A 25,223-nucleotide genomic window follows, 5' to 3' on the forward strand; every position below is an offset into this window, starting at 1 on the left:
ACAGAGGGTTCTCGAAGTGGCGCAAACCCGCATGTCAGCAAACCTTTCTTACATCCATACAAGGATCAAATCAGCCGGCATGATCCGAGTGCCAGACCTAGATGCATGGCAATTGTCATTTTGAAATCGTGACTTTTAGGGTGTGTATCGGGGGCTGCTCGGGCACAACGGCACGGGCAAACGCACACTGATTGACATGATTCTGGGGCTCACTAACCCCACCGACGGGAGCGTAAATACGTTCGGTGTGTCGCCAAAGCAAGCGCTAAGGCGCGGAATCCGGTGACGTGTGTGGCGACGGTGCGGAGCGGGGCGTCGATAAGCGTGGCGGTGACACGCAAAAACACCCCTGCACGTTACTCGCACAAGGGTGTGAACTTTGCGACCCTGACGGGGCTCGAACCCGCGACCTCCGCCGTGACAGGGCGGCGCGCTAACCAACTGCGCCACAGGGCCAAAAACTAATCTAGTGAGATTAGCCGTGCACTCCCAACGGGATTCGAACCCGTGTCGCCGCCGTGAAAGGGCGGTGTCCTAGGCCCCTAGACGATGGGAGCTTTGTCGCGGCAAGACGTGCTTGTTGCGACTGGACAGAAATATACGCAACCGCAACAAACTACGCAAATCTGCACTTGAACTGGGGTTTTTGGGGTTATAAACCCCAGCGTTCACGCACCGCCGCAACACCTTCCATACGCACTGGGGCGGGGAAGGCCTCAAGCCGGCGCTGGGCCCACTTTTCGCGCGGCAGGCGGTACCGCTGAACCTCCACACGCTCGCCGGCGCGGTCGGCCCAGGTGCTGCCGTTGGGGAAAAACCCGAGCTTACGGGACACCCCGAGGGCGCCGGGGTTATCCACAAACGCCGCCGAATGAACCTCTTGAGCGTCGAACCCTTGGAAAAGGAGTTCACAAATCAGCGCACGCATCTGAGTGCCCCAGCCGCGGCGTTGATATTGGTGGCCAAGCCAAGCGCCGGTCTCGGCGATGCGGGTGACCGGCCAATCGACGCTGCGTGCGATTTGCAGGCCGACCGGCTCGTCCTTATACAGCACCGCCAGCTGGAAATTCAGCACGCCGTGGGTGACGTTGCCGCGGTGCTTCCACTGCTGCTGCAGCACCCACAGGGCGCGATCTTCTGGGCTGGACAGGGACCATTCCGAATGGAACGGGTGTTCTTGCGGCGGCTGTTCACCTTGGGCTGCGACCTCGGCCAAGGTGGCCAGCATGTCATCGGTAGCCCAGCAGAGCCGCATGTGCCCCACGCTGATGGACAGCCCGGCGTGCGGCCAATACTCAGGGTTGAACATTTGGACTCACTCCCTTCGAGTAGGTGCCGCGTGTGTATGGGGGTCTAGCAGGCGCGGCGCTCCATACCGTTAATTTTGACACAAAACAGCAGCCCGTCTGGGGGTTCTGGCGGGAAAACTCCGAGACCCACACATTCGCTATCGACTGACAGTCGGTTTAGGGTTAAGCTTAAGGCAAGCAGACCACATCGACCCTTGGACAGATCCCCATGGACACCACGACTTCCCCGCGCACACAAAGTACACAAAGCGCCGGTTTCCGCACGTTTCTTTTCATTTGGGCAGCACAGCTAATCGCGCGCACCGGCAACGGGCTCACAGCATTCGGCCTCGGCGTGCACGTCTTCCGCGTCACCGGGCGCGCAACGCCGGTAGCAATGGTGGCGATGGCGGCGTTTCTGCCTTCTGTGTTATTAGCCCCGATCGGCGGGGTGATCGCGGACCGCTTTGATCGGCGCTTGGTCATGATCCTGGGCGACACCAGCTCCGCCATCGGGTTAATCCTGCTCTTGTTTGCGCTGCACAACCACGCTTCGATCGCAATTCTGTGCGGCTGCGTGGCATTCGGCTCTGTGTGCCAATCCGTGATGGATCCGGCATACCGGGCGACGGTTTCTGACCTCCTGACTCCCGACGAATACGCTCGCGCGGGCGGGCTCGTGCAGCTCGCATCCGCCAGCCAATACCTCATCGCCCCAGCGCTCGGCGGCGCGATCCTGGCGCACGCTGCGGTAACCGCGCTGATCACGATAGACATTTGCACAATGGCCACAACGGTACTGGCCATGGGGATAGTGTGGCGGAACCTGCGCACGAAGGTCACCGCGACATCCGCCCGCGAGGAAGGCTTCTGGGAAGGGTTCCGCCTGGGGGTTAGGTGGCTGGCGGGAGAGCGCGGCGTGGTCACTATGCTGTGCCTGATCACTTTGGTGACGTTTTGCATTGGGTTCGCGCAGACCCTGTTCACGCCGCTGCTGCTCGACCTGACAACCGAACGTGTGCTCGGCATTCTGACGTCCGTATCCGCGTGCGGAATGCTGGTATCCAGCGCGGTGATCGGCGGGCTCGGGACAGGCAATAATCATCTGCGCTATCTGGCGTGCGGGCTCGCCTGCACCGGCATCGCGCTTGCCGCACTGGGGTCAACACCGAACGTAATTTTGATCGGCGTGTTCGCGTTCGCCTTCTTTATGACGCTGCCCGTGCTCAACACGAGCCTCGAGGTGCTGGTCCGCGCCGCGATCCCAAACGAAACACAGGGCAGGGTGTGGGGGCTCATCTCGCTAATCTCGCAAATCGGCTATTTGTTCGCCTACGCCCTAGCCGGGCCGCTCGCCGATCAGGTGTTCAATCCCCTGCTGCGCCCCGACGGCGCGTTAGCACATAGTGTCGGTACGGTGATCGGCGTCGGCAATACCCGCGGCATCGGCTTGATGTTTATCGTGGTGGGCGCATTGCTAATCGGGCTAGCCGGGCTATTGCAACGCTCGCGGAGCGCCCGCGCCTTGCAAGCAAACTTCCTTACTAAGCTGAATGAGACCGCTACAGACACACCCGCTACTACTACGGACACGCCAGCTTCGGAATAGGAGGAGATAGTAATGCGCGGTACTCGCGCCTTGGTCACGCTCGTTGCGATTGTTTCGATAGTGATCGGTGGAGCTTCCACCTTGGCCGCGTGCACCCCAAAAATCCAACAGGAACAGCCAAAAATGGCAGAGTTTCCCCACGATTTTGGCGCGAACCTAACTCCCACGCAACTTATGATTATCTCCCTCACCGAACGTGAATACAAGGAGCAACCGCCTGGCACAAAGTACAGCGAAGGGATATCAGAAGCTTGGTGCGTTGATTTTATTAGCTGGACATTCCGCGAAGCTGGGATCCCGCTTGAAAACCCAAATACTGGTGGTTGGCGCATCCCTGGAACCGTTACACTTCGGGATTATTACCAAGCCAATGGCCGTTTTCACCCCGCTAAGGAAGGCTACCAGCCAAGTGCCGGCGATGTGGCCATCTATCAGGGTTCCCCTATCTTTGGCGACCACGCCAATATCGTGCTCACAAACGTCAATGGCGTGCTCACCACGGTCGGCGGCAATGAAGCCGGGCGCATACGTGTGTATGAAAATGCGGAACAAAACTACACCGGACTCATCGGCTTCGGTTCACTTCAATAGCTGCGCGCCAGCGTTCCCACGCCGCGCACGTCCTCGCTCAAATCCGCGCATGTCCCTGCTCACACTTAGGGCCGGATACCGCGCAAAAATACATCGATAAGCCATGATTGCTCCTGCGAAATGCCGAGCGTAGTCAAGTGCGGCAACGGGCGGGTAATCGTAGCCACACCCTCCCGGAATCTATCAATGTCAAGGTCCTGGGTAGCCAACCCGGATGCTTTCGCACGGTCCAAGACCGCGATTAATTTCGGAACAATTCGCTGACGCTGCAATTCGCCCAATTCTTCGACAAGCTGCTCTAGCTCTCCATTCCCTGCAAGGTTGTTCACCACCCCGGCTACTTGCAGCGCCGCAACTCGATACACAAAACGCCGCCACGCACTTTCCGGATCCCCATCCCATTCACCCAAGGTTTCGGTGGCGATTTCCTGGAACTCCTGTGCGACTTGTTCGGCGATGCCTCGAAGTAAATCCGACCGCGTTGGGAAATTGCGATACAGCGTAGCCACGCCAACGCCAGCGGCAGAAGCGATCGCCCGCATGGAAATATCGCTACCTTGCTGAGCGATTAAAAACCGCGCCACCTTGAGTATTTCCAACCGATTCGTCTCGGCATCTTTCCGCATGCTCGCATGCTAACATCCGGAACATTATGCTCCATTTAAACGGAACAAGTCGCTCCGTTTTATCAGGCCCGGCCCCCGAAACGTCAGGCAACCAGAAAGGACAAGTCATGGCTACAACCACACTCCCCCGGAACCTGAGTAACGCCGCTAAGCAACCTTCGGAAACGGATCGTGAGCAGGCGGAACAACGGGGCATCGACAAGCAATACCTCAAGCTCACCGGCCTGATCCTGGGCCTCAGTGCAGTATTACTGCTGATGCTGCTGGGCTATGCCGCGCCAATGGTCTTTGGCGGCATGTCTGCGGCAGCCGTCTTCGCCATGATGTTCAAAAACTCTAAAGCCAAACAATTGATCGGCGCCGTGGGCGTTGCAATCATCGGCGGACTCGCCGCATCCGCCACCCTGTACTACGGTTTCAACGCCCTCGAAAATCAATTCTGGCCAATCACCATACTACTGTGCTGGCTTGTCGCCGGACTCACACTTGCGCTGCTCAGCGAAAGCCCCCAAAACCAGCCGCCGGAGCCGCAGCCCCCTTGACTGCCTCGCCCGCCTCGGCAACACTTAATCAACATCACATGATTAAGCGTGAGGAGTTCAAGGTGGCGCGCCACGCGAAGCGGACCGATGCGAAAGTTGCGGTGATTGGCGCCGGCGTGATCGGCTGTGTGTACGCAGCGCAGCTACACAATGCGGGTGTGGACGTCACGCTGGTCACGCGCACTTCCGACGCCCTCCCCGACGGCATTCACCTCGATTCGCACCTCAAATACTTTGGCGAACAGCGCGTGCACGTGCCCACCGCTACCATCGACCAACTCCCGCGTATCGACGTCGCGATCCTCGCCCTCCAAGCGCACCACCTCGAGCCGGTACTCACCGCCCTCGACGACTTGGAATGCCGGATCGTCGTCCCGCTGATGCACCTCGGGGACCAGCGAGAGGCCCTCCTGGATCGCATCGGCCGCGACCGCGTGGTGCTGGCCTTTCCCGGCATCGGCGGCCGCCGCAACAAAAACGGATCTATCTCCTGGATGCCCGTGCCTCAGCAGCCCACCCTGGTCGATACGAAAGCCGAACACGCAGACGAAATATACGAACTCTTTGCGAGCACTGGGCTCGCCGTAAAACGCGAACCCTACATGGCCGACTGGTTGAACACACATGCAATTCTCGCCTCGGTATTGCGCATCCTCGTATTGCGACCGATCGGCGGGGTGCGCGAAGCCGCACGTGACATGGAGCTGGTGTCCGCGGCGTCGATAGCCATACGTTCGGGCCTGTTGGGCTACCACAAAAACGGCGGGCGCATTCGGCCACCCGCGCTGGATTTCCTGACGCGCCGCATGCCGCCCATCGTCGCGGTACGTTATTGGCAAACGCAGCTGACCTCCGAACTCGGCATTATCACCATCGAACCGAATGCGAAAGCATCTGCGAACACCGAGCTGCTGGTGCTGATCCGGCAAGCGCTGCAGCTCGTCGGACCAGACGCCGTCGAATTCCGCGAATGGGTTACGCCCACGCTCAACGCAGCCCAAAGCTAAGCTGCAACAAACCTACGAAGTAGCAATCCTGGCGGTTTGGTCCCCCAAATTGCAAACACACCCCGATACACTTGTGCCCAATCGTTTTTGCATTTGATGGCAGCACACCCAAAGGAATGAGCCCATGAACGCTCAACACCGACGAAATCGCTCCACCCCCGCACTCCTCGCCAGCCTCGCGTTCGCCGCACTTGCCCTCACTGCGTGCAGCGCGGAAAGCGACCCAGAGGCGACAGTACCCGTGCTGTCCACGATGCGGAACACACAATCGGCAAGCGGCACCACGGAGACGCAATCCAGCAACCGAACCTCCGGCGACACCTACATCGACCAAACCCTCAACGGCGGCGCACCCGCCTGGAATTTCCCACTAGTGTTCGAAAACTGGACAATGGCACCGCGCAATGACGCAACCACCCTGCGCCTCGACAGCGACGCCGGCTGCAGCTACACCGCCACGCAAAACCCCTGGACCGGCGACCCCAAAGCCAACGACCGAGACGAAACCCAACGGCAGGCCGACGAATGGAAAGCCAAGCTCGCCGCCGAGACGACCGACCCCGTGTTTACCGTGGCGGACTCCAGCGACGTACGAGGCATCGGCGACAGCACCGTCACCACATTGCGTGCCGACGCCACCTACACCGGCGCCGACGCAAAGCCCGGCCGCTCCACCACCTGGTTCCGAACTTTTGCCACCGGGACGAAACCTATGACAATGACCCTGGAATACACCTGCCCCGCCGAGGCATACAACGAAGAGGACCTGAACCAGCTTTTGGAGAACACCCGGCTCATGAACGTGGAGCATCCCAGCCTCGACTAGGTCGGCGCGTCGCCGCCCCATGCACTGCACGCGGTCGAATCTGCCTGAACGCGGCGCGTGCGGCGGGCAAAGCAAGACCCCGGGGCGGCCAGCTGGGATGCCGAGCCGCTCCGGGGTTGCGCCCTTGCATTGAATCGGATTGCCTAGATTCGACGCTCCAGGTGGTGAACTTTTATTGCATTATGGGTTCGCAATGTATCCACCGCATCGCTGCGGTATTCACCGTGCCTAGTGGGTTAAGCCCACCGCTCTTTACGTGATTCCTTACTCCACGGGTTTCACCTCGCTCGTGGGGTAGCAAGCCCCTGAGCTGCGTTACTTCCGCATGAACCGCGCGCTGGTTTGCCGCCAACACGCGGGGTTTGTTCAAGTTTCCCTGCAAACCATTAAGGCACTTTCAGTTATCACGGAGGAAGGCTTCTGCTTGCACCAAAAAGAAACGATACAAATGGTCTCGAACCAAATACCTATAAGGCACTCCCAAATGAGTGTATTCGCCGACGTAAGACGCGCTTCCTCTCGAAGTTTTGTTCGCGTTTCCGCCAACAAAATGCTTCACGTCCTTATAGCTTTCGCTGTCACACTACTTGCATTCAAACACTGCAAATGAATTCGCCAACCCACGTGCCATGTTTCTGGCCCCCGCCCTCGATTGACAGTCTCGGACTTCTGAGCCTGCCGCCCGCACACCACCGGTCGCGGTCATACCATTCTGGGTTGCGTTCTTACCCAAGTGAACCGTGCTCGGGTTCCTGGTAATGCTTGCGATGGCTGCCTCACTAGGGGAAATCCCCCGATAAAGCTAAAGCTTGCGGATTGCCTGAGGTTCCAACAACGGCCACCCAAGGGAGGCCGCGCTGGCGGTGGCTTGTCGGGCACACCTTTCGGGACGCTCACACGCCCCTATTGCGTCAGGCCGCAGAAAACGGGATAAACCCATTTTCTGCTGTTCACTATAAGAAGCGCGAAGTTTTTGTGTCAATAGGGGCTACCGGAATTTCATTCACGCTACCCTCGGAAGTATGAGCCTCGAACAAGCAATGAAACTCGCCACCAACGCCCGCAACGTGACCGTGTTCACAGGCGCCGGGATGAGCGCGGAAAGCGGCCTGGAAACCTATCGCGATGACGTTACCGGCCTGTGGGAACGCGTCGATCCGCAAGCCATGGCCTCCATTTCCGCCTGGGCACAAGACCCGGAACCGATGTGGGCCTGGTACCTGTGGCGCGCTACATTGGCGCAGCGTGCGCAGCCGAACTCGGGACACGCCGCGGTGGCCACTTGGGCACGGCACGGCAATGTCACCGTGGTTACGCAAAATATCGATAACTTGCACGAACGCGCGGGTACCCCCGACGTGATTCATTTGCACGGGAGTTTATTCGCCTGGCGCTGCACTATCTGCTCCCGCCCCTACCGAATACGTGAGCTATTAGAGGAACCCGTCGAGCGCCTTACCCCGCCCGCCTGCCCGCTGTGCGGCAACGCCATTCGCCCTGGTGTCGTATGGTTCGGAGAGCCGCTGCCGCAGCAGGAATGGGCGCGCGCGGAAACGGCGATTGCGAACTCAGATTTGCTTGTGATCGTGGGCACGTCCGGCGTCGTGCAGCCAGCGGCATCGTTGCCGCTGATCGCACTAGAAATGGGAATACCTGTGCTAGAGCTATCCCCGGCGGAGACTGAATTAACAAGATTCGCGGACGTTTCCTGGCGCACCACCGCCGCGACGGGGCTGCCGGATCTCGTGGCCGCCCTCAACGCGTAACGCGAGCGGCGAGGAAAGCGACGTCGATACCCCCATCGGCGGGGGAACGCGGAAGGCTAAACCTCGGCGCCGCGCCCCGCTACGTCCTCGCATGGGTCTGCGAACATCGACGTCGCGTGCCGCGCGCGGGGTTGCAGCAGTGAGCGCCGCGCATGCACGGGATATATGTGGCACAATGCAGACTCGCCCAGATGTGCGGCGCACGCGGACCGCGACTGCGGCCAACGCGGGGATTTCGGGACGCCGCCAGCAGCACGGTTGCGGAAATTTTGGCGCTGGGGGCAGTCGCGCGGTAGCTATCCATGGAAGTATGGCCCCCATGACCGAAATCATCGCATTCGACGAAGCAACGTGGTCAACCGCCACCTGGCCGCTTGGCACTCATCCGCACGCGGACGGGGTGACATTCGCTGTCTTCGCCCCAGCCGCCACGCGCATTCAGCTCGAGGTGTACCCGGAGGCGTTGGGGGCCACGGCGTCGCACACCTTCCTCCTCGCCCGTTGTGAGGACGGTGTGTGGCGCGGCAAGCTGCAGGGGTTGCAACTCGGCGCGCTCATCGGCTTCCGCGCGTGGGGCCCGAACTGGCCGTGGGACGAGGCGTGGACCCCGGGTTCGGACGCAGGTTTTATCGCCGACCTCGATGAGCACGGCAACCGTTTCAATCCGAACAAAGTTTTGTTTGACCCGTACGCCCGCGAAATCACGCACAACGTTTACACCGACGAATTGCAGCGCTTCGGCGTGAACGACGGCGTCTTCGGCACCGGCGGTGAGCTTATCGACGTCGTGCCCCGACGCCTCATCGACACCGCACCGTACGCGCCAAAAGGCGTTGTGATTACCGCGGAGGAGAATCCCGTCACGCCGAAGCCGAAGCTGCCCGCCGAAGAAGCCATAATCTACGAAGCCAGCATCGAACAATTGACCGGTCACCCGTCGGTGGCGCGGCTTGCGGATATCCTCAGCGGCGAACCCGGATTCGAACAAGTGGTGGATATTCCGGCGGAGTTCCAGGGCACGTATAAGGGCGCCGGCATGCTCGCGCCGTACCTGAAGGCGATGGGCGTGACCACGGTGGAATTGCTGCCGGTGCACGAAACCAATGTTTCAGAAAGCGGCCGGGATAGCGCCACCAATTCGTGGGGGTACATGACGCTCGCCTTCTTCGCCCCGAACCGCCGCTACGCCGCGGACAAAAGCTGGGGCGGGCCCACCCGCGAATTCCGCGCAATGGTATCCGCATTCCACGACGCCGGGCTCGAGGTGTATCTGGACGTGGTGTACAACCACACGGCGGAAGGCGGCAACTGGAACGGCGACGTAAACACCACGGGCTTTACCAGCCTGGGCGGGTTCGCCACCGCCGAGTACTACCAGATGACCGGCGAAAAGATCCTGGTGGACGGCGCGACCGGCACCTCGAATCAGCTGAACTATTCCTCGGAGGCGGCGCAACAGCTGGTGCTGGATTCGCTGCGTTATTGGTCGCGCGAAATGCACGTGGATGGCTTCCGCTTCGACCTGGCCACGGTGCTGGGCCGCCGCCCCCAAGACGCCGCGCCGGACGATTGGGGCAACCAAAAGCGCTTCTTCACCGACCACCCGCTGCTGGTGGCCATCGCCGAGCTGGCGGAGGAGGACCACCTTGAGGTGATCGCGGAGGCCTGGGATTTGTGGGGCTACGAGGTGGGCAATTTCCCGCGCGGCTGGGGCGAGTGGAACGGCCGCTACCGGGACGCCGTGCGTAACTTCACCAAGGGCGCGGGCAATGTCGGCGAGTTCGTAGACATGTTCAATGGGGATTACCACCATTTCCACGACAACGGCGGCGCCCAAAAGACGGTGAACTTTATCGTCGCCCACGATGGCTTCAACCTCGCAGACCTGGTCAGCTACCAAACCAAGATAAATGACCAGCCGTACCCCTTCGGCCCGTCCGACGGCGGCAGCGACAACAACCTTTCGTGGGACTCGGGCGGCGACCATACGCTGCGTCGACAACGCCTGCGCAACCTGTGGACCGTACTTATGTTCTCCCGCGGCGTGCCCATGCTGGTCGCCGGCGACGAATTCGGCCGCACGCAAAACGGCAACAACAATCCCTGGGCGTTGCACTCCGTGGCCATGCGCAATAACTACGCCATGATCGCCACCAACGCCCCGCAACGCACCCCGGTTGCCGACGCCGTGACCGCCAGCTACCACGATAACCTCGGCGAATTCGCAAACGACGCACCCAATGTGAACGGGTTGTTCCGCTTCGCCACCTTCCTGATGCGGATGCGCCATCGCCATAGCTGCCTACAACAGTCCGAATGGGGCGACTTCACCGCCAACAACCACGACGTGTCCTACCTGTTCTACAACCCGAGCGGCGACGGCCGACCGGTAGAGGGTGATCGCGCCTTAGGCGTATATATCGACTCCCCAGAGGAAAACTTCTGGGTGATGATCAATATGTCCGGCGAATCCGTGGACTTCCACGTCCCCGAGGAATTCCGCACCTCCGAATGGCGCTACGTGCTAGACACTGCAGCGTGGGCCGAACTGGTGAACAACTACTGGCCCGACGACGAAGGAGCCGTGGTCCACGACCACAATTCCGTGCATCCATGGTCGATAGCCGTGTGGCACCGCAAGCGAAACGCGTGACACAGCGGCCGCGGGGGCGGGGGTGCCGGCCGTGTCGGGGGCGGCGGCGGGTGCTGGCGCATTGGCGCGGGCGAGCTGCGTTTGTGATGCAACATTCGCCCGGGCTTTATGCATGCGCAACTTTTATTGGGGCGACCTGCGACTTATTGGCATTCACACTTGACTTATTTGCACACAAAATATAGGGCAATTTCGGACTGGGTGGGGCGGCATAAAAGTGATTCTCGAATGAAAAATATCCGTGTGAAATGGCCACAATAATATTTTCCGCGATTTCAGTGAGCGTCATTTATCATGGTGAGGAGACAGCCGAAGACTGAAAGAAACTACAATGAAAAATATGCAGAAATGGGCGGGACTGCTCTTGGTATGCATGGGGGTCGTCCACAGCATGCTTTCCGACTGGGCGCACCTCAATGCGGCGGCGCGGCAAGGCTGGTGGATGAGCGTGGACACGCTTCCGGAAAGCAGGGCGCTATGGTTCTTCGTGGCAGGTATCGCGCTGATCATTATCGGCCTGCTGGCGCTCAACTCCCTGACCACTCGCCTAGCGGCAGCCATGCTCGTCCTCTTGCTCATGCTCGTCCTCTACACGGGAACCGGACTACTGGGCGCGGGCATAGGTGTGATCGCCGGGCTACTCCTGCTATTGGGCAACCTCCTGCCCACCCAGCGAACCAACAACGCCGCCTGAACGCTCGCCGATTATCGCGCACAAAACCCGCGCGCAATACAGCCCCATGCGGAGTGGGCGCAATTCGAATCCCATGCGGCTTATTCAGGGCCTTATGCGAGGCTCGGAATGCGTATTACAATGTGGCCAACCGACAGCCCCGAGCAACACCGCCGAGACAGCGCATTGTGCGAAATAGGACGGCCGCCTGGGTGGGCCCCAAGCCAGCGTTGGCAACGGTGTGATATTTCTCACGGTAAGGTGGGCGGTGGAGGGCGGGCTGGCGCGGCGTCGAAAAGCGAAAACCGCTGGTCAGAAACGAAAGAAACCCCTCACCTGGCGTCGAGGGGAGAGGCAATTGTGGGCCCTGTGGGGCTCGAACCCACGACCTGCGGATTAAAAGTCCGTAGCTCTACCAACTGAGCTAAAGGCCCTTGGCTACGACAAAGTAACCAACACTCTGCCATTCTAGCGATTGAATGGAAACTTAGGAAATCGCCCCTTTACCTGCGCTTTTTTCGGTGGCGGCGAACCCGTATGCGGGGCGATGCGGCGAGGCGTTCGAAGGGGCGGCCGTGGGGCGTCGGCAGAGCGACGGCGGCGGAGAGGCGGATTAAACGCTGCGGCGGCCTTGCATGGAGGCGCGTCAGGCAGATCTGACATGGGGTGTTTGCGCTCCTGCGGAAACGTCGGCCGCAGCGGGCAGCCATGTCGAATCTGCCTGAACGGGGTTCCCCGCTGCCCCACGCGCCCTGGAATCCCCTCCCCCGCCAAACCCTGCCCCGAAACGCGACAAACGCCGCAACCCAGGGTGGTGGGCTACGGCGCTGACGGAAGAAGCAATTAGCTCTTCTTCATGGTGCCGGTCTCTGCGAAACGCTGATGGAAGCTGAATGCGGTCGCGAGATCATGCGGCGTCTGCATGGTCTTGTTCTTCTCCGCCATGTGGAGGGCGCGCTCGTAGTACTCTTCGAGCAGCGGGCGGTAGTCGGGGTGTGCGAGGGCGATCATCTTCTGCACACGCTGGCGGGGAGCGAGTCCGCGCAGGTCAGCGTAGCCGAATTCGGTGATCACAACCTTGACGTCCTGCTCGGTGTGGTCGACGTGGGACACGAACGGCACGATCGCGGAGATGGCGCCGCCCTTGGCGTCGGAAGGCGTAATAAAGGAGCTGATGTAGCCGTTGCGGGTGAAGTCCGCGGAGCCGCCAACGCCGTTCATCATGCGGGAGCCGATCACGTTGGTGGAGTTAACGTTGCCGTAGATGTCGGCTTCGATCAGGCCGTTGGTGCAGATCAGGCCGAGGCGGCGCACAACCTCCGGGTGGTTGGAGATTTGCTGCGGGCGGAGGATGATTTGCTTGGCGTACTTCGAGGCCTCGCGGTTCATGCGCTCTGCGTATTCCGGCGAGAGGGAGAAGGAGGTGGCGGAGGCGACGGTCATTTTGCCGGCGTCGATAAGGTCGACCATGCCGTCCTGGATAACTTCGGTGTACGCCTGGATGTTCTCGAACTTCGAGTCCAGCAGGCCGCTCATCACAGCGTTAGGAACATTGCCGACGCCCGACTGCATACGGTAGCCGTCATAGGTGAGGCGTCCTGCAGCTACCTCGCCCTCGAGGAAGTCGAGGAAGTGGCCGGCGATTTGCTTGGATTGGTCATCGATCGGCTTGAACGGCGCATTGCGGTCCGGCAGGTCGGTTTCCACGACTGCGATAACCTTGTCCACATCGATGTCGATGTAGGTGGTGCCGATGCGTTGCCCCGGCTCGGTGATCGGAATCGGGGTGCGGTTGGGCAACTTGTTGTTGCGCCAAATGTCCGCCATGCCCTCGAGTTCTTCGGACTGCCAGGAGTTGACCTCGATGATGATCTTTTCGGCGGCGTCGAGGTATTCCACGTTGTTGCCCACGGAGGAGGAGGGCACGAGGTGGCCGTCTTCGGTGATGCGAACGACCTCAACGATGGCAACGTTCATCTGGCCGAAGAAGCCCTGCTCAACGTAGAGGCCGGACTCGGACAGGTGGTAGTCGGCGTAGAACGTAGTGCCGTCATTGATCTTCGAACGCAGAATCGGATCGGACTGATACGGGGTGCGGAAGTGAATCGCGTCAGCCTCTGCGAGTACACCATCACAGTCCGGGGCGGTGGATGCGCCGGTGAAGAGGTCAATCATGTATTCCTCACCGCGTGCGTGGGCTTCCTTGGCGCGCTCTGCGATGGCGGAGGGAAGCGCCTTCGGGTAACCAGCGCCGGTGAAGCCGGAGATCCCGACCTTGTCGCCGTGATTTACCAGCTGTGCGGCCTCTTCCGCGCTCATGACCTTGCCGCGAAGCTTGGCGTTTGCGATCCGATCGGACATTTATCCTCCTGAGAGTTCTGACCTATTACATGTCTTCATGTGACGTAGACCCCACCGGGTACTGTGACGCACCCTATACGATGGAACCCAAGTTGTGGTGACCACAGTATCCCAAATCCCCCCGCCGCACGCCCCTACTTCCGCAAATCTTTACAATCCACTCCCCACTTATTACCCCCGTTCGCGAGAAACGTTGCGGCGACGTCGAGGTGCGCGGGCGTCGCTAAGCATGCGACAATACAGCGGTGACACTGATGATCGGATCTCTGGAGCTGCAATCTCCCGTGGAGCTGGCGCCGATGGCGGGCGTGACCAACGTCGCGTTCCGCACGCTGTGCCGCGAACAAGAGCGCGAAAAGATGGGCACCGTGGCTGGCCTATATGTGTGCGAAATGGTCACCGCCCGCGCGCTGGTTGAACGTAACGAGAAAACCCTGCGCATGACGACGTTCGCGGCGGACGAGGACCCCCGTTCGCTGCAGCTTTACACGACCGACCCCAAATATACGTACGAGGCCGCGAAGATGATCGTGGACGAAAACATGGCCGATCACATCGACATGAACTTCGGCTGCCCGGTGCCGAAGGTCACGCGGCGCGGGGGTGGCTCAGCGTTGCCCTACAAACGGCGGCTGTTTGGCAATATCGTCGCTGCGGCCGTACGTGCGACTGAGGGAACAAACGTTCCAGTAACCGTTAAATTCCGCGTAGGCATCGACGACGCTCACCACACGCATCTCGACGCCGGGCGCATCGCCGTCGCGGAAGGCGCCGCCGCCGTAGCACTGCACGCCCGCACCGCCGCGCAACGCTATTCCGGTGCCGCAGACTGGAATGAAATCCGCAGGTTAAAGGAGCATTTGGCCGACACCGGCATCCCCGTGCTAGGCAACGGTGATATTTTCAAGGCCTCGGACGCTCAGGCAATGATGCAGCAAACGGGTTGCGACGGTGTCGTCGTAGGTCGCGGCTGCCTCGGCCGCCCCTGGCTTTTTGCGCAGCTCTCCGCCGCACTGCGCGGCCAGCCATTACCCCCAGAGCCGACGCTCGGCGAAGTCACCCGCATAATCCTTCGCCACGCCGAGCTATTGATCGCACATGAGGGCGAAGCGAAAGGGTGTCGCGATCTGCGCAAACACATGGGCTGGTATCTGCGCGGTTTCCCCGTCGGCGGCGACGCCCGAGCACAGTTAGCGCGGGTAAGTTCACTTGCCGACGTCGCGGCGGCCCTAGCGCCCTGGGAACACTCCACCGCGCTCGCCGAGGATTCCGAGGGCGCACGTGGGAGGCAAGGATCGCCCGCGAAAGTAGTGCTCCCCGAAGGGTGGCTCGACAACCCAGAAGACGAAACCGTCCCCGAAGGGGCCGAAATCATGCACTCCGGCGGGTAGGAATCGTACTCATTTGTGAGCTTGGCGCGGGTTAATGCGCAGACCTGCGGTGGCGTTCGGCTTATACCAGTTTGTTTTGCTGGGCGCCACCTTGTTGCCGCTGAAACCCTGTGTGCCTGTGGATAGTTTCAAGTTATCCACAGGTTGGTGGGGTGTGTCTGGGAAAACCCTGGGTTTTGTGCTGTTTTGGGGTTATGCCTGGTGCTATGGGTTTGTTTCAGCGTCGCACCAAACTGCTTGATACCTCTTTCGTCAACATCACTCGTAGGCTTGCGATGCCGCGTGGGTATTGTCGGGCTTCCCGTGAGGTGGAGTGGGGTTCGCGGTATCACCCGCAGCGCCTCGGGTTTGCCGCCCCGATCATGCTGCGGGCTCGGGCGCATTTCACCCAAAGCCCGAATGTCATTATCGGCGGCTGGGCCGCCGCAGCCTATGCCGGTTTGAAGTACTGGGTGGATGATGCCCACATCACCGTGCATGTGGCCAGTAATTTCCAACGCAGCCACAGCGTGTTCGACTGAGGTGTCATGATTCTTGTGGTCAGTAAAACCCACATCCTGAGAGGATAGGAATCATGACTTCTAGTTATTCTGAGCAATTCCGTCAGCAATGTGTTGACGCTGTCATAGTCCTTGGAAAGTCCAGAGCTTCAGTGGCCGCCGAGTACGGTGAGGTGTCATGATTCTTGTGGTCAGTAAAACCCACATCCTGAGAGGATAGGAATCATGACTTCTAGTTATTCTGAGCAATTCCGTCAGCAATGTGTTGACGCTGTCATAGTCCTTGGAAAGTCCAGAGCTTCAGTGGCCGCCGAGTACGGCGTGTCTTCGTCGTCGTTGGGCCGGTGGGTGGCCAAAGCCCAGGGCACACTGGGGACTGGTTCCGGCAGTCACAAACGCGCCGCGGATACTACCTCGGATGATCCGACGCAATTGCGTAAGCGGATTATGGAGTTGGAACGCGAGAATGATTTTTTAAAGAAAGCGGCCGCCTTCTTCGCAAAGACGCAACCGTAGTCGAGATTTATCCGGTGATTTTCCATTTCGATGCATTGGGCACACCAAATCCCCGGTTTCCCGTAACGATGATGTGTCGGCTTTTGGAGGTTTCTACCTCGGGATACTATGCATGGCGGGCTCGGGTGGATTGCCCACCAGCACCGGCAACACCACGCGGCCGCAGAGCCCAGATCACCACACACGTCAAGGAACTTTTCCATGGTCACAATGGGTTTGCTGGGGCGCGCACGATCCATCGACAGCTTCGCCGGGAAGGCATCGCCACAACCCTGTATGCCGTGCGAGTCATCATGTCCCAAGAACATTTGATTACGAAATACCGGCGCCCATTCAAACGGACAACAATCCCTGATCCAAAGGCTGCTGCCCGCACTGATCTGCTGCAACGGAACTTTCAGCCGCCGGTGGCCACGACGCATCTGTGCGGCGATATCACCTACCTTCGTACCGGCCAGGGCTGGATGTATCTAGCGACAGTCATCGACCTAACCACTAGGATGGTCGTTGGCTGGCAGATCGCAGATCGCATGACCTCCCAACTTGTCGTCGATGCACTTGCCATGGCCTATCACGCCGGGTACGTCGCCGGGAACGCCATTTTTCATTCCGATCGCGGCTCCCAATACACCTCTCAACATTTCACCCGCATCGCCGCCCAAATGGATGTACGTTTAAGCGTCGGTGAAACAAGAGTGTGCTGGGACAACGCCGTCGCTGAATCCTTGTTTTCAACGCTGAAACTCCATCTACTGTTCGACCGAAAACAATTTCCAACCAAATTCGCCGCTCGGTTTGAAACCGGCCAATGGATCGAAACGTACTACAACCGGCAACGACCGCACTCAGCCACCGGCACCGTCCCGGCCGATGCCATGCACCAATTCTTCGCCCGCCACAACGACCACCCCCCAAACTCCGCAGCATAACCCCACACAACGAACACAACCGGGTTTTACCGTCCACAAAATTTGACACAGCCCACGGCGTGTCTTCGTCGTCGTTGGGCCGGTGGGTGGCCAAAGCCCAGGGCACACTGGGGACTGGTTCCGGCAGTCACAAACGCGCCGCGGATACTACCTCGGATGATCCGACGCAATTGCGTAAGCGGATTATGGAGTTGGAACGCGAGAATGATTTTTTAAAGAAAGCGGCCGCCTTCTTCGCAAAGACGCAACCGTAGTCGAGATTTATCCGGTGATTTTCCATTTCGATGCATTGGGCACACCAAATCCCCGGTTTCCCGTAACGATGATGTGTCGGCTCTTGGAGGTTTCTACCTCGGGATACTATGCATGGCGGGCTCGGGTGGATTGCCCACCAGCACCGGCAACACCACGCGGCCGCAGAGCCCAGATCACCACACACGTCAAGGAACTTTTCCATGGTCACAATGGGTTTGCTGGGGCGCGCACGATCCATCGACAGCTTCGCCGGGAAGGCATCGCCACAACCCTGTATGCCGTGCGAGTCATCATGTCCCAAGAACATTTGATTACGAAATACCGGCGCCCATTCAAACGGACAACAATCCCTGATCCAAAGGCTGCTGCCCGCACTGATCTGCTGCAACGGAACTTTCAGCCGCCGGTGGCCACGACGCATCTGTGCGGCGATATCACCTACCTTCGTACCGGCCAGGGCTGGATGTATCTAGCGACAGTCATCGACCTAACCACTAGGATGGTCGTTGGCTGGCAGATCGCAGATCGCATGACCTCCCAACTTGTCGTCGATGCACTTGCCATGGCCTATCACGCCGGGTACGTCGCCGGGAACGCCATTTTTCATTCCGATCGCGGCTCCCAATACACCTCTCAACATTTCACCCGCATCGCCGCCCAAATGGATGTACGTTTAAGCGTCGGTGAAACAAGAGTGTGCTGGGACAACGCCGTCGCTGAATCCTTGTTTTCAACGCTGAAACTCCATCTACTGTTCGACCGAAAACAATTTCCAACCAAATTCGCCGCTCGGTTTGAAACCGGCCAATGGATCGAAACGTACTACAACCGGCAACGACCGCACTCAGCCACCGGCACCGTCCCGGCCGATGCCATGCACCAATTCTTCGCCCGCCACAACGACCACCCCCCAAACTCCGCAGCATAACCCCACACAACGAACACAACCGGGTTTTACCGTCCACAAAATTTGACACAGCCCAGACGCCACCCGCCGCAGACTGCGGCCGGGCACCAGGGTGTGGACACCGGATCAGGAACTGCCCGGCATGCAGGTCGTTGCCCCCGAATACGCGTTGGTGGATTGCCTGATTGATCTGCAGCGCGACCGCCACTCCTGGTGGGTCTACCAAGTACCCAACCTTGCTAACTGGGAAGTCCGCGCCATCCAGTTGATCGACGCGCTGCGCGCATGCACCACACTGAACTTTCAGCTGGTGCGCGACATCGCCCGCAATATTTTCAGCGCCCGCCAACTGAAAAAACTGCTGAACCTGTCCCGCACCGGGGCGCAGTCGCCCCCGGAAACCGTACTACGCCTGATTGCCGAGCAGCTTCGCCAACACCTGGAGGTGCAAATCCCGATCTATAACTCCGGTGCGCTGGCAGACGATGGCACACCCCTGCTGACCGTGCTTGATTCCGGCTGGCCCGATATCCGCGTTGGTTTGTTCTACGACGGTGCCCACCACCTCCAACGCAGCCAACGCGACTACGACGCGAAAGTGTTGATCCGGCTACGCGAACTCGGCTGGGAACCACTACGTATCACCCACGGGCTGCTGCAAAAACCCCGCGACCTGATCACCACCCTGCGCCGCGCCATCCACCGCGCCGAAACCAACACCACACCGCCAAAACCCGACGCGAATCCGAACGGCTGAATCCTCACGGCGAACCTTAACGGCCGAATACTCACGGCCGAATCCGAACGGCAGATTTCTCACGGCGATCGTTCGCTGCACCTCAACTACCTCGGCTTTGTTTGCCGACCTGCCTTTGTTGCTGCGCGCCCACCGCACCCCCGCACCCGGCACGGTGAGGCCAAACACTGTTCGGTGAGCCCCGAAACCCGGCGCACCCCTGGCCCATCTTTACGCTCCGCGCCTGCCCTGCTACTTCCGTCTGCCCCCGGCACCCCGTAGCTGCCCGTAGTTGCAGCACCCCTGTTCCCCGGCCACGTTAAATCTGCCTGTTCGCGCTCCGGCTACGTACAATCTGCCTGGCCGCGCGGGATCTGCCTGGTTTCTCGGCTGAGTTTTCCTGGGGAAATGCGGCCGCGACGAATCTGCCTCAGGCACATCTGACACGGCAGGAAACCAGGCAAATCCTCACCACCACGCCAGGTGATGCGGCGAGTGGAGGCCGGAATTTTCCGTGCTCAAGGCCGAGGATTTTCCATGCTCAGGCAGATCCGCATCACCGCCCCAACAAAAGGCCACCCGGCGTAATGCATTGTTACCGGCGATAGGTCACGGCGGCCTTGAACACGTTGGAACACCAATCGATTGCGAACCACCGAAGCCCGCACTCACCAGCCACGTACAATCTGCCTGGCAGCTGTCCGGCCCCGTCACATCTGCCTGGCCGCGCAGGATCTGCCTGATTTTTGGGCCGAGTTTTCCTGGGGAAACGCGGCCGCGACGAATCTGCCTCAGGCAGATCTGTCGCGGGTGGAAAGGCAGGCAGATTCCGCGGGTGGGTTAGGCGGGATCGTGTGCTGGATCGTAGGCGACGTGTTCCTCCTTGGTGGTGAAGCCGAGGCGTTCGTAGGCTTGGACGGCGGGTTCATTGTCGGCTTCAACGTAGAGGATCACTTCGTCGCAACCAATGCTGACAAGGTGAGCTAGGCCCAGGCAGATCAGGGGGGTGCCCAGGCCCTGGCCGCGGTAGGCGGCACCAAGGCCGACGACGTAGATTTCGCCCAAACGGTTGGAATGCTGCTTTGTCCAGTGGAAACCCGCCATGTCACCGGAATCGGACATCAGGAAGCGAACGCCGGGGGCGGAGAACCAAGGCACATCGAGCGCGTGGCGCAGGCGGGCTAAATCCCAGCCGCCTTGTTCGGGGTGCCAAGAGAACGCTTCGTTATTGATGCGCAACCAGGCGGGCAAGGCAGATTCGCCGAGGGCGGCGTAGGTGGATTCGTGGAAACCTGCGGGCAAGGCAGATTCTGCGCGACGGGCAGCGTCCGCTAAGGGGGCGCCGGTAATGCCCATGACTAGGAGTGTTCGCACCGGCCGCATATTCCGGGCGGCGGTGAACGCTTGTGCGGCAGGCAGATTGCCGTGGGCCCAAATGCTGGCGGAAGGGAGGGCGTCGAGAAGCGCGGTGGCGTAACCTCTGCGACGATGATCTGGATGGACCACCAGTTCTATCGTGGCACCGTCGTACGCGGCGAGCGCGACGAGGTTCGGGGCAAAGAGCAAGACGTGCGTGTTGCCTTCGGCCAGCCCGCGAAGAAACTGTTCGGACAGGGGTGCGAAGCCGTCGGCGGCGGTCGCGGCGTCGCAAAGCGCGAAGGCTTGGGCGAGCAACGGTTCGGGCAGGGCGGTGACTTGTCGAAGCTCCATGAACCTACCCTAGTAACCTGAAAGGGTGAAACGCACAATTGCCCTTGCGGTAGCGATCGTCCTCGGTGGCGCGTACGCCGTGGATAACGCATACGCGGCGAACCTCGAACGCCGTATCGGTGAGGAGACGCGGCAGCACGCCCACCTCGACGCAACGCCAAAGATTTACCTCGGCGGCGTGCCGTACGCGCAGGCGTTGATCACCGGCGAAATCCCCATTATTAGCTCAGAAGTTCTAGACGTGGACGTGCCGCGGCTCGGCATGGTCAACGCGCGGACGGAAGCGCGCGGCGTCGAAGTCACGCCCGAACAAGTGCGCGAAGGGAACATTACGGGTGCGCGCGCGGGGCTGCTTACGCGGCGCATCAGCATGGACGGCGTGGCGCTGGGGCACCTGCTAAATATGACTGACCTGGATATTACGCAACCTTACGATATGTCGCCAAACGGCGGTGACGCGGCTGAGGTCCGGCTCCGCGGCACGCCGCCCGGCGCAATCGAACCTGTGACCGAACTGGCCAAGCTTCGGATTATCGGCGACACCATCAATATCATCCCCGAGCACAACGACGCATTCGCACTGACGTTCACAAACGCGGAGATGCCGCTCACCGCCCCCGCCAGCAAGATTTTCGTCGCCGGCGGCTCAATCTACGTGGAATCGCTGGAACGCAACGTATTGCTGGACGCCACCGACCTGTCGCCGTTATCGCGCTCAACGTGAGTAGGCTGGGGGCCATGTCTGAAGAAAACACCCCTAAAATTGATGGCAGCGAAGCCGTAAATCTGGCGGCGGAGCAATCGCGAAACACCGCCGGTTTGAACATTCCTTCGGGTATTGAAGGCCTCGCCGACCTAGCCATTGCGGCGGACACGGCGAACCTGCGCCACGGCCCGAACCTGCACGATGGCCTCCTTGCGCTGCTCCCGCTGGTGGGCGTGTGGCGCGGCGAGGGGCAGGCGGATTCGGCGCGCGGCCAGTACGCGTTCGGCCAGCAGCTGACGTTCCGGCACAACGGCGAGAATTACCTTTCCTATGAGTCCATCGTGTGGCGCCTCGACGAAACGGGCTCCCCGACCGGCCATGACCAGCGGGAAACCGGTTTCTGGCGGATTAGCCTCGAAGACGAGATTTCGGTGGTGTGCTGCGGCGCCGCCGGCGTGGTGGAGATTTTCTACGGCAACCCCCTCAACGAGCGCGCGTGGCAGCTGGAAAGCGCGTCTACGCTGGTCACGGATACCGGGCCGGCAGATTTGGGCCCTGGCAAGCGCCTGTACGGCCTGCTCCCCTCGAACGAGCTGGGCTGGGTGGAGGAACGGTTGCACGATGGCGCGCTGCAACCTCGGCTGTCCGCCCAACTCAAGCGCGTGGTGGGCTAAGCTTCCGCGTATCGACGCCCCGCCCGCCAGCACCACAGCCACGCACACCGCCGCCGCCGCACCCCCTCCCGCCCGTGAGCATCGGGGGCGCTTTACGGGGGTGTTTTAAGGGCACTTTCTGGTGCGAAGGATTCGCTGATAAAACCCAAAAATTAGCACGCCGCGCGAGCTATCGGCGTCGGGCGAAACGAGTGTTTACAAACTGGTTTCGCACCCTTGAAAGGCGCGCAATTCACGCCGCAGCCCGCCCTGTGTACCGATCCCTCGACGCCCGCCGCGCGGGCGTGAATTTATAACCCCTGCCCTGCAATCGTTTTGCCCGGCAGGCGTCGGCACCGAGCACCAGCAACAAGCGAGAAGCTAGCAATATTGCTTTCTGTGAAATTAGAAATGGATACGATTTAATAGCTTCGTCCTTATCACTTTCTCCACGGCAGAAACCTTCCCTCAAGGCGCCGAAGCGAGCTATTCTGCTGGTGCACCGAAAAGGTGGCCTCGGGGGGAGGAAGGCCCCAGGAACAAAAGTTTCTGGGGCCTTCACTCTGTCTTTTGCCGCGTACCAAACCCGCTACCCGAGGGCCTTGTCCACCATGTGGGCGAAGCGATCGCGGGCCTCCTCACCGGGGTCGGCAAGCTCCACTTCGTTGATGCGGGTCACGCGCGCGGAAATAAGCAGCGCGCTGAGCAACCACACGCTTTCCGCCTCGAGCAGATCGGTCACGCTAAGCTCCTGTTCGTGGCAGCGCCACCCCTTCCAGCTGGCGTGCTCGAACAGGGCGTGCTGGGTGGTACCAGGGAGAATATCGCCACCCGGCGGCGGCGTGTACAGGTTGGTGCCGCGCACCGCCACGATCGTCGACGTGGTGCCCTCCAGCACGCGCCCGTCTTCCACGTAGATAACGTCGTCGAAGCCATTGGCGTTGGCGTAGCGTTTGGCGGCCATGTTCGCGGCGTAGCTGAGCGTTTTCGCGCCGACGGTAAGCCAGGGCGCGGTTGCGGGCCCGGAGAGATTGGTGGGCAGTTCCGTGTTCACGGTGTAGCCGCGGGGGGCGGTCATGACGCGCGCGCCGTCGATACGCAGGCGCAGCGTGGTTTCGTCAATAGGTTTGATTACGATCCACGCGCTGGGGTGGCCGGTGGCGGCGCGGCCGCGGGTGTAGGTCCACACGCAGGTGCCTTCCGCCTCGCCCCAGCTGCCCAGCGCCTCTTCCGTGGCTTTGAGCCAATGTTCGGGGCGCGGCGCGGGGAGGCCAAGGAGTTCGGCGCTGGCGCAGAAGCGGTCGATGTGCGGCTGTAGGTTGCACACGCGTCCGCCACGCACGAGCATGCTTTCGAATATTCCGTCGCCGCGTGTCACGGCTGCGTCGTCCCAAAAAATAAAGGGTAGTTCGGGGTTATGGTGGCGAGTCGAACCTCCATACGGTTCCAACACGACGATTGTGGGCTTCATATGTCTAGATTACGGGTTACCATGTGCCTTGTGGCTGAAGTTTGCGCATATGTGTCCCCGTTCATGGCTCGCCCTGGCGCGGCGCCGGCAACCCCGAATGTTGGCGTGGCCTGGCATTATGGCAACCCGCTAGGCGAGCAACGCGGCCCGTTTGTGGTCGACCGTTCGCACCACCGTGTGCTGAAAGTCAGCGGCCCGGACGCCGCCGCGTTTCTTAACAACCTGCTTTCGCAGCAGCTTATCGACGCCCCGCCCTCCACCGCCGCGTTAAACCTCGACGCGCAAGGGCGGATCCTCCATCATGTGGGGATTTGGCTTGATAATGACACTTTCTTTCTAGAAGGTCCCGCCGCTGAGATCGCAACCTTAAAGCCCTACCTGCTCCGCATGGTGTTTTGGTCCGATGTGGAGATTAAGGAGGCAGATCTGGCGTTGCTCACCGTCATCGGCGAGGAACCCACCACCGGGATGAAACGACGAGTCCAATGGGGCGGCCCCGAGCGCTGGGACGTCTTGGTGCCCCGGGAGCGGTTGGGGGCGGCCGTCGATAAGCTAGGGCTGCCGTTGGCGGGGTTGATGGCGTTTACCGCGGAACGTGTGAAAGCGGTGGAGCCGGAAGTCACCGCAGACCTCGACGAAAAGGCCATCCCCCACGAAGTGCCGCGCTGGATCGAATCGGCCGTACATTTGGATAAGGGCTGCTATCGCGGGCAGGAAACCGTGGCGCGCGTGCACAATCTGGGGCGCTCGCCGCGGGTGCTCGTGATGGTGCACATCGACGGCTCCGCGCCGGAATTGCCCGAACCGGGATCGGCGATCACTGCGGGCGGCCGCAAGGTGGGACGCCTGGGGACGGTCGTACATGACTGCGATTACGGGCCGATCGGGCTAGCGCTGATCAAACGCAGTGCCGTGGGCGTGCCCGGACTGGCGGTGGAGGATGTGGCGCTGCAAATCGACCCCGACACCATCCCCACAGACGACGGGGAACGACCGGGACGCGCCGCCCAAAACCGACTTCGGGGGCGGTAACCCCCGCAAACATGCAGGTGAGCGACTCGGTGCGGACTTTTTCGCTCGCAACCGCTATTGTGTCTAACAGGAATACATTTACTTAAGAACACTCAAGGGAGTGCCGAATTCCCCGCGCACTCCTCGCTCACACCAAGGGGGTCAGGCCATGGGTCGCGGCCGCGCCAAGGCAAAACAAGCCAAGGTTGCTCGTCAACTGAAGTACAACTCTCCAGAAATGGACCTCGCTTCACTGCAGCGGGAGCTCGCTGGGAAGTCTGAGAAAGACTCCTCTCATCGTGAGGATGACCAGTACGCCGAATGGGCGGATTGGGAAGACGACGATGACGAGGACGAGCGGTCTTGGCGGTAAACCCTCAAGGGTCACCGTGAGGTAGGGCCAAGGGCTCTTGGGCCCATGCCCCGCTTTCGCCATGTCTGCTGCAGGTGGCGCACCAAACAGGTGTGCACACCTGTTTTTGTCGTACGGTGTGG

At 60.5% G+C, this 25,223-nt stretch carries 25 protein-coding genes and 3 tRNA genes; 20 read left to right on the forward strand and 8 right to left on the reverse strand.

Translation table 11 applies throughout. The annotated features are described in order from the left end of the window. Window positions 1–142: 142 nt before the first annotated feature. Window positions 143–286 carry an ATP-binding cassette domain-containing protein gene (locus CCANI_RS11400; protein WP_146325654.1) on the forward strand — a complete coding sequence of 48 codons (144 nt, stop codon included), beginning with the start codon at window positions 143–145 and terminating at the stop codon, window positions 284–286. Between the two features lie 96 nt (window positions 287–382). On the opposite strand, the gene CCANI_RS11405 is transcribed toward CCANI_RS11400, so the two are convergent. The 3 genes from CCANI_RS11405 to CCANI_RS11415 all read right to left on the reverse strand — a co-directional run bounded on the left by CCANI_RS11405 (window position 383) and on the right by CCANI_RS11415 (window position 1,309). Continuing rightward, a tRNA-Asp gene (locus tag CCANI_RS11405) sits at window positions 383–456 on the reverse strand. Window positions 457–484: 28 nt separating this feature from the next. Then, window positions 485–557, reverse strand: a tRNA-Glu gene (locus CCANI_RS11410). A gap of 95 nt (window positions 558–652) precedes the next feature. Next, window positions 653–1,309, reverse strand: coding sequence for a GNAT family N-acetyltransferase (locus CCANI_RS11415; protein WP_146325653.1), 657 nt, complete (start codon window positions 1,307–1,309; stop codon window positions 653–655). Between the two features lie 209 nt (window positions 1,310–1,518). Between CCANI_RS11415 and CCANI_RS11420 the strand changes: the two genes are divergently transcribed. Both CCANI_RS11420 and CCANI_RS11425 read left to right on the forward strand, forming a co-directional pair. Then, window positions 1,519–2,898, forward strand: a complete 1,380-nt coding sequence (locus CCANI_RS11420) for an MFS transporter (protein ID WP_146325652.1) — start codon at window positions 1,519–1,521, stop codon at window positions 2,896–2,898. 174 nt (window positions 2,899–3,072) lie between these two features. Further along, window positions 3,073–3,489, forward strand: a complete 417-nt coding sequence (locus CCANI_RS11425; protein WP_290211236.1) for a CHAP domain-containing protein — start codon at window positions 3,073–3,075, stop codon at window positions 3,487–3,489. A 65-nt stretch (window positions 3,490–3,554) separates the two neighbouring features. On the opposite strand, the gene CCANI_RS11430 is transcribed toward CCANI_RS11425, so the two are convergent. Next, window positions 3,555–4,115 carry a TetR/AcrR family transcriptional regulator gene (locus CCANI_RS11430; protein ID WP_146325650.1) on the reverse strand — a complete coding sequence of 187 codons (561 nt, stop codon included), beginning with the start codon at window positions 4,113–4,115 and terminating at the stop codon, window positions 3,555–3,557. Window positions 4,116–4,222: 107 nt separating this feature from the next. On the opposite strand from CCANI_RS11430, the gene CCANI_RS11435 reads away from it, so the two are divergent. The 6 genes from CCANI_RS11435 to CCANI_RS11460 all read left to right on the forward strand — a co-directional run bounded on the left by CCANI_RS11435 (window position 4,223) and on the right by CCANI_RS11460 (window position 11,603). Continuing rightward, complete coding sequence (locus tag CCANI_RS11435) at window positions 4,223–4,657, forward strand: hypothetical protein (RefSeq protein WP_186750432.1); 435 nt, start codon at window positions 4,223–4,225, stop codon at window positions 4,655–4,657. Window positions 4,658–4,695: 38 nt separating this feature from the next. Next, window positions 4,696–5,664, forward strand: coding sequence for a 2-dehydropantoate 2-reductase N-terminal domain-containing protein (locus tag CCANI_RS11440; protein WP_186750429.1), 969 nt, complete (start codon window positions 4,696–4,698; stop codon window positions 5,662–5,664). 124 nt (window positions 5,665–5,788) lie between these two features. Then, complete coding sequence (locus CCANI_RS11445; protein ID WP_146325648.1) at window positions 5,789–6,490, forward strand: hypothetical protein; 702 nt, start codon at window positions 5,789–5,791, stop codon at window positions 6,488–6,490. Between the two features lie 1,022 nt (window positions 6,491–7,512). Then, window positions 7,513–8,256 carry an NAD-dependent deacylase gene (locus tag CCANI_RS11450; RefSeq protein WP_146325647.1) on the forward strand — a complete coding sequence of 248 codons (744 nt, stop codon included), beginning with the start codon at window positions 7,513–7,515 and terminating at the stop codon, window positions 8,254–8,256. Window positions 8,257–8,575: 319 nt separating this feature from the next. Continuing rightward, window positions 8,576–10,909 carry an alpha-amylase family glycosyl hydrolase gene (locus CCANI_RS11455; RefSeq protein WP_146325646.1) on the forward strand — a complete coding sequence of 778 codons (2,334 nt, stop codon included), beginning with the start codon at window positions 8,576–8,578 and terminating at the stop codon, window positions 10,907–10,909. 340 nt (window positions 10,910–11,249) lie between these two features. Next, a complete protein-coding gene (locus tag CCANI_RS11460) occupies window positions 11,250–11,603 on the forward strand; it encodes a DUF6463 family protein (protein WP_146325645.1) in 354 nt (117 codons plus the stop codon). A 340-nt stretch (window positions 11,604–11,943) separates the two neighbouring features. Here the strand turns inward: CCANI_RS11460 and CCANI_RS11465 are convergent. Next, window positions 11,944–12,016: transfer RNA gene (locus tag CCANI_RS11465), tRNA-Lys, on the reverse strand. 409 nt (window positions 12,017–12,425) lie between these two features. Then, window positions 12,426–13,943, reverse strand: coding sequence for a succinyl-CoA:acetate CoA-transferase ScpC (scpC, locus tag CCANI_RS11470; RefSeq protein WP_146325644.1), 1,518 nt, complete (start codon window positions 13,941–13,943; stop codon window positions 12,426–12,428). A gap of 245 nt (window positions 13,944–14,188) precedes the next feature. On the opposite strand from scpC, the gene dusB reads away from it, so the two are divergent. From dusB to CCANI_RS11505, 7 genes are all read left to right on the forward strand, one after another. Further along, entirely contained in the window at window positions 14,189–15,334 is a 1,146-nt protein-coding gene (gene dusB, locus CCANI_RS11475) for a tRNA dihydrouridine synthase DusB (protein WP_146325643.1), read from the forward strand. Window positions 15,335–15,540: 206 nt separating this feature from the next. Beyond that, entirely contained in the window at window positions 15,541–15,855 is a 315-nt protein-coding gene (locus CCANI_RS11480; protein ID WP_146325642.1) for a hypothetical protein, read from the forward strand. 204 nt (window positions 15,856–16,059) lie between these two features. Next, window positions 16,060–16,350, forward strand: coding sequence for a transposase (locus tag CCANI_RS11485; protein WP_290211243.1), 291 nt, complete (start codon window positions 16,060–16,062; stop codon window positions 16,348–16,350). A 71-nt stretch (window positions 16,351–16,421) separates the two neighbouring features. Then, window positions 16,422–17,279 (forward strand): IS3 family transposase, encoded by an 858-nt coding sequence (locus CCANI_RS11490; protein WP_246118325.1) that lies wholly within the window; start codon window positions 16,422–16,424, stop codon window positions 17,277–17,279. A 59-nt stretch (window positions 17,280–17,338) separates the two neighbouring features. Next, a complete protein-coding gene (locus tag CCANI_RS11495; protein WP_290211245.1) occupies window positions 17,339–17,533 on the forward strand; it encodes a hypothetical protein in 195 nt (64 codons plus the stop codon). Window positions 17,534–17,547: 14 nt separating this feature from the next. Beyond that, window positions 17,548–18,462 (forward strand): IS3 family transposase, encoded by a 915-nt coding sequence (locus tag CCANI_RS11500; RefSeq protein WP_146325788.1) that lies wholly within the window; start codon window positions 17,548–17,550, stop codon window positions 18,460–18,462. 121 nt (window positions 18,463–18,583) lie between these two features. Next, window positions 18,584–19,198, forward strand: coding sequence for a putative endonuclease domain-containing protein (locus tag CCANI_RS11505; protein WP_146324335.1), 615 nt, complete (start codon window positions 18,584–18,586; stop codon window positions 19,196–19,198). Window positions 19,199–20,017: 819 nt separating this feature from the next. On the opposite strand, the gene mshD is transcribed toward CCANI_RS11505, so the two are convergent. Next, window positions 20,018–20,887 carry a mycothiol synthase gene (mshD, locus tag CCANI_RS11510; RefSeq protein WP_146324336.1) on the reverse strand — a complete coding sequence of 290 codons (870 nt, stop codon included), beginning with the start codon at window positions 20,885–20,887 and terminating at the stop codon, window positions 20,018–20,020. Between the two features lie 25 nt (window positions 20,888–20,912). Here mshD and CCANI_RS11515 point away from each other — a divergent pair, with 25 nt between their 5' ends. Continuing rightward, a complete protein-coding gene (locus CCANI_RS11515) occupies window positions 20,913–21,611 on the forward strand; it encodes an LmeA family phospholipid-binding protein (protein ID WP_146324337.1) in 699 nt (232 codons plus the stop codon). Between the two features lie 14 nt (window positions 21,612–21,625). Continuing rightward, window positions 21,626–22,267 (forward strand): heme-binding beta-barrel domain-containing protein, encoded by a 642-nt coding sequence (locus CCANI_RS11520; protein ID WP_146324338.1) that lies wholly within the window; start codon window positions 21,626–21,628, stop codon window positions 22,265–22,267. Between the two features lie 568 nt (window positions 22,268–22,835). On the opposite strand, the gene CCANI_RS11525 is transcribed toward CCANI_RS11520, so the two are convergent. Next, window positions 22,836–23,717, reverse strand: a complete 882-nt coding sequence (locus CCANI_RS11525) for an aminodeoxychorismate lyase (protein WP_146324339.1) — start codon at window positions 23,715–23,717, stop codon at window positions 22,836–22,838. Window positions 23,718–23,738: 21 nt separating this feature from the next. On the opposite strand from CCANI_RS11525, the gene ygfZ reads away from it, so the two are divergent. Together ygfZ and CCANI_RS11535 are read left to right on the forward strand one after the other, a co-directional pair. Further along, window positions 23,739–24,749 carry a CAF17-like 4Fe-4S cluster assembly/insertion protein YgfZ gene (gene ygfZ, locus CCANI_RS11530; RefSeq protein WP_186750235.1) on the forward strand — a complete coding sequence of 337 codons (1,011 nt, stop codon included), beginning with the start codon at window positions 23,739–23,741 and terminating at the stop codon, window positions 24,747–24,749. Between the two features lie 148 nt (window positions 24,750–24,897). After that, complete coding sequence (locus CCANI_RS11535; protein ID WP_146324410.1) at window positions 24,898–25,101, forward strand: DUF3073 domain-containing protein; 204 nt, start codon at window positions 24,898–24,900, stop codon at window positions 25,099–25,101. Window positions 25,102–25,223: the final 122 nt, after the last annotated feature.

It is taken from the genome of Corynebacterium canis (genome assembly GCF_030408595.1).
GTDB lineage: Bacteria > Actinomycetota > Actinomycetes > Mycobacteriales > Mycobacteriaceae > Corynebacterium > Corynebacterium canis.

What these genes read in the sequence shown, in the direction of transcription:
- CCANI_RS11415 (WP_146325653.1), bottom strand. Translation starts at nt 1,309, where the DNA reads ATGTTCAACCCTGAGTATTGGCCGCACGCCGGGCTGTCCATCAGCGTG.
- CCANI_RS11420 (WP_146325652.1), top strand. Translation starts at nt 1,519, where the DNA reads ATGGACACCACGACTTCCCCGCGCACACAAAGTACACAAAGCGCCGGT.
- CCANI_RS11425 (WP_290211236.1), top strand. Translation starts at nt 3,073, where the DNA reads ATGATTATCTCCCTCACCGAACGTGAATACAAGGAGCAACCGCCTGGC.
- CCANI_RS11430 (WP_146325650.1), bottom strand. Translation starts at nt 4,115, where the DNA reads ATGCGGAAAGATGCCGAGACGAATCGGTTGGAAATACTCAAGGTGGCG.
- CCANI_RS11435 (WP_186750432.1), top strand. Translation starts at nt 4,223, where the DNA reads ATGGCTACAACCACACTCCCCCGGAACCTGAGTAACGCCGCTAAGCAA.
- CCANI_RS11440 (WP_186750429.1), top strand. Translation starts at nt 4,696, where the DNA reads ATGATTAAGCGTGAGGAGTTCAAGGTGGCGCGCCACGCGAAGCGGACC.
- CCANI_RS11445 (WP_146325648.1), top strand. Translation starts at nt 5,789, where the DNA reads ATGAACGCTCAACACCGACGAAATCGCTCCACCCCCGCACTCCTCGCC.
- CCANI_RS11450 (WP_146325647.1), top strand. Translation starts at nt 7,513, where the DNA reads ATGAGCCTCGAACAAGCAATGAAACTCGCCACCAACGCCCGCAACGTG.
- CCANI_RS11455 (WP_146325646.1), top strand. Translation starts at nt 8,576, where the DNA reads ATGACCGAAATCATCGCATTCGACGAAGCAACGTGGTCAACCGCCACC.
- CCANI_RS11460 (WP_146325645.1), top strand. Translation starts at nt 11,250, where the DNA reads ATGCAGAAATGGGCGGGACTGCTCTTGGTATGCATGGGGGTCGTCCAC.
- scpC (WP_146325644.1), bottom strand. Translation starts at nt 13,943, where the DNA reads ATGTCCGATCGGATCGCAAACGCCAAGCTTCGCGGCAAGGTCATGAGC.
- CCANI_RS11480 (WP_146325642.1), top strand. Translation starts at nt 15,541, where the DNA reads ATGGGTTTGTTTCAGCGTCGCACCAAACTGCTTGATACCTCTTTCGTC.
- CCANI_RS11485 (WP_290211243.1), top strand. Translation starts at nt 16,060, where the DNA reads ATGACTTCTAGTTATTCTGAGCAATTCCGTCAGCAATGTGTTGACGCT.
- CCANI_RS11490 (WP_246118325.1), top strand. Translation starts at nt 16,422, where the DNA reads ATGTGTCGGCTTTTGGAGGTTTCTACCTCGGGATACTATGCATGGCGG.
- CCANI_RS11505 (WP_146324335.1), top strand. Translation starts at nt 18,584, where the DNA reads ATGCAGGTCGTTGCCCCCGAATACGCGTTGGTGGATTGCCTGATTGAT.
- mshD (WP_146324336.1), bottom strand. Translation starts at nt 20,887, where the DNA reads ATGGAGCTTCGACAAGTCACCGCCCTGCCCGAACCGTTGCTCGCCCAA.
- CCANI_RS11520 (WP_146324338.1), top strand. Translation starts at nt 21,626, where the DNA reads ATGTCTGAAGAAAACACCCCTAAAATTGATGGCAGCGAAGCCGTAAAT.
- CCANI_RS11525 (WP_146324339.1), bottom strand. Translation starts at nt 23,717, where the DNA reads ATGAAGCCCACAATCGTCGTGTTGGAACCGTATGGAGGTTCGACTCGC.
- ygfZ (WP_186750235.1), top strand. Translation starts at nt 23,739, where the DNA reads ATGTGCCTTGTGGCTGAAGTTTGCGCATATGTGTCCCCGTTCATGGCT.
- CCANI_RS11535 (WP_146324410.1), top strand. Translation starts at nt 24,898, where the DNA reads ATGGGTCGCGGCCGCGCCAAGGCAAAACAAGCCAAGGTTGCTCGTCAA.